Below are 2,292 nucleotides of genomic sequence, written 5' to 3' on the forward strand. Positions count from 1 at the left end.
GCTGGTGGGGGAGGCGGGCGGCGTGTGGCTGTGGGCGCTGCTGTGGCCGGCCGCGGCGGGGGCCACCCTGCTGGAGGACCTGGAGCTGATCGACCTGCGCCAGCGCGAGCACCCCCCGGACGTGCCGTGCGGGGCGATGTCACCGCGCGTGCAGTGGGCGTGAGCACCGCGGCACCGTCACGCAGCGTGCGCGGGAGCGGTCCCGCCGGTCGGTAAGCTCGTCCGGTGCGCATCGACCTGCACACGCACTCCACCGCGTCCGACGGCACCGAACCACCCTCCGGGGTCGTCGGCTCCGCCGCCCGGGCCGGCCTGGACGTCGTGGCCCTCACCGACCACGACACCACCGACGGCTGGGCCGAGGCGCTGGCCGCCGGGGAGCGCCTGGGGGTGCGCGTCGTGCCCGGCATGGAGGTCAGCTGCCTGCTGCGCGGGGTCTCCGTGCACCTGCTGTCCTACTGGCACGACCCCGCCGACCCGGCCCTGGAGGCCATGCTCGACGCCTCCCGCACCTCCCGGCGCACCCGCGCGCGGCGCATGGTGGAGCGGATGACCGCCGAGACCGGCCTGTGCTGGGAGGACGTCCTCGCGCACGTGCACGGCGAGGCCACCATCGGCCGCCCGCACATCGCCGACGCCCTCGTGGCCGCCGGCGTCGTCGCGGACCGGGACGAGGCCTTCGCCACGCTGCTCTCCGGCCGCAGCCCCTACTTCGTGCCGCACACCGCGCCGGACCCGCTGCGGGCGATCGCCCTGGTGCGCGCCGCCGGCGGGGTGCCCGTGCTGGCCCACCCGGCCGCCTCCAAGCGCGGCAGCTGCGTCGGCGACGCCGACGTGGAGGCCATGGTGGGCGCCGGCCTGCTCGGCGTGGAGGTCGACCACCGCGACCACAGCGAGGACGAGCGCCGCCACCTGCGCGAGCTCGCCCGCTCCCTGGACCTGCTCGTCACCGGCTCCAGCGACTACCACGGCACCGGCAAGCGCAACCTCCTGGGCGAGAACACCACCGCCCCGGAGGTGCTGCAGGAGATCGAGTCGCGCGCCCGCGGCGCCGCCGCGGCCCGCGAGGTCCGCGGCGCGTGAACTGGCAGCTCTTCGGCGAGACCTTCGTCACCCTGTTCGTCATCATGGACCCGCTGGGGACGGTGCCGATCTTCCTCGGCCTGACCGCCCCCTTCACGGCCGCGGAGCGCTCGCGCGCGGCCCGCCAGGCCGTCCTCGTGGCCCTCGGCGTCATCGTCGCCTTCGCGCTCTTCGGCCAGCGGATCCTGGACTACCTGCACATCAGCCTGCCCGCCCTGCAGGCCGCCGGCGGGCTGCTGCTGCTGCTCATCGCCCTGGAGCTGCTCACCGGCAAGGGCGACGAGCCGACCTCCACCGTCGGCGTCAACGTGGCCCTGGTGCCGCTGGGCACCCCGCTGCTGGCCGGCCCGGGCGCCATCGTCGCCACGATGGTCTACGTGCAGCAGTCGCGCGGCTGGGACGACCACCTGGCCATCGCCGCCGGCGTCGTGACCGTGCACGTCACGCTCTACCTGGCGATGCGCTTCGCCGGGCTCGTGCACCGCGTCCTGGGCGACTCCGGCGTGCTGCTCGTCACGCGCGTGGCGGGTCTGCTGCTGTCGGCCATCGCCGTGCAGCTGGTGGCCGACGCGGTGCGCGCCTTCGTCACCGGCACGGCCTGAACCGGCCGGTCCTCACAGCGGCCCCAGCGCCGCCAGGGCCGCGCCCAGCTCGTCGGGCCCGGGCGCGTGCGGCGCCCCGCCGAGCAGCTCGCGCGCCCACCCGGGCAGCAGCGCCACCGCCAGCGCGTCCGCGCGCAGCCACGGCGGCGGGGCCCCGCCCAGCGGCGGGAACGGCACCGCGCGGCGGCGCGCCCCGCCCTGCGCGCCCACGGCGCCCAGCGCCCGCTCCCCGGCGGCCTCGCGCCGCACGTGCTCGACGTCGGCGTCGACCTCGGCCACCGAGCCGGGCAGGTCGTCCGGCTCGGCGCCCAGCAGCACGGCGCTGGAGCGCTGCTCGCGCACGTAGCGCTCGGCGTCGCGCGCGGACGGGGCCACCCCGCCGGCGGAGGCGGCGCGCAGCACCGCCCACACGCGCAGCGCGTGCCGCAGCGCGGCGGTGTCCGGGTCGGCGCCCCCGGCGCGCACGTGCACGTCGCCGTCGACGGCGCGCTCGCGCGCCGCCAGGGCCAGCGCCCGGCACGGGTCGGTGCCCGCCGCGCGCAGCAGCGCCGCGGCCGCCGCGGCCCGCTGCCAGCGCGGTCGCGGGTCGCCGGCGCCCACCCGCCGC

Annotated in this window: 4 protein-coding genes; 3 read left to right on the plus strand and 1 reads right to left on the minus strand. The window is 78.2% G+C overall.

The features are described 5' to 3' along the window. Positions 1-4 precede the first annotated feature (4 nt). The 3 genes from GTR00_RS26500 (at position 5) to GTR00_RS19235 (ending at position 1,685) form a co-directional block, all read left to right on the plus strand. A complete protein-coding gene (locus GTR00_RS26500) occupies positions 5-163 on the plus strand; it encodes a DUF6758 family protein (protein ID WP_407659743.1) in 159 nt (52 codons plus the stop codon). A 62-nt stretch (positions 164-225) separates the two neighbouring features. Further along, positions 226-1,083 carry a PHP domain-containing protein gene (locus GTR00_RS19230; protein ID WP_166613166.1) on the plus strand — a complete coding sequence of 286 codons (858 nt, stop codon included), beginning with the start codon at positions 226-228 and terminating at the stop codon, positions 1,081-1,083. After that, positions 1,080-1,685, plus strand: coding sequence for a MarC family protein (locus GTR00_RS19235; RefSeq protein WP_166613167.1), 606 nt, complete (start codon positions 1,080-1,082; stop codon positions 1,683-1,685). The genes GTR00_RS19230 and GTR00_RS19235 overlap by 4 nt, the downstream gene beginning before the upstream one ends. Positions 1,686-1,697: 12 nt before the next feature. Here the strand turns inward: GTR00_RS19235 and GTR00_RS19240 are convergent. Next, a partial coding sequence (locus tag GTR00_RS19240; protein WP_166613168.1) for an oxygenase MpaB family protein occupies positions 1,698-2,292 on the minus strand: 595 nt, incomplete at its 5' end.

Origin of the sequence: Kineococcus indalonis, assembly GCF_009906395.1 — a bacterium.
Classification (GTDB): Bacteria; Actinomycetota; Actinomycetes; order Actinomycetales; family Kineococcaceae; genus Kineococcus; species Kineococcus indalonis.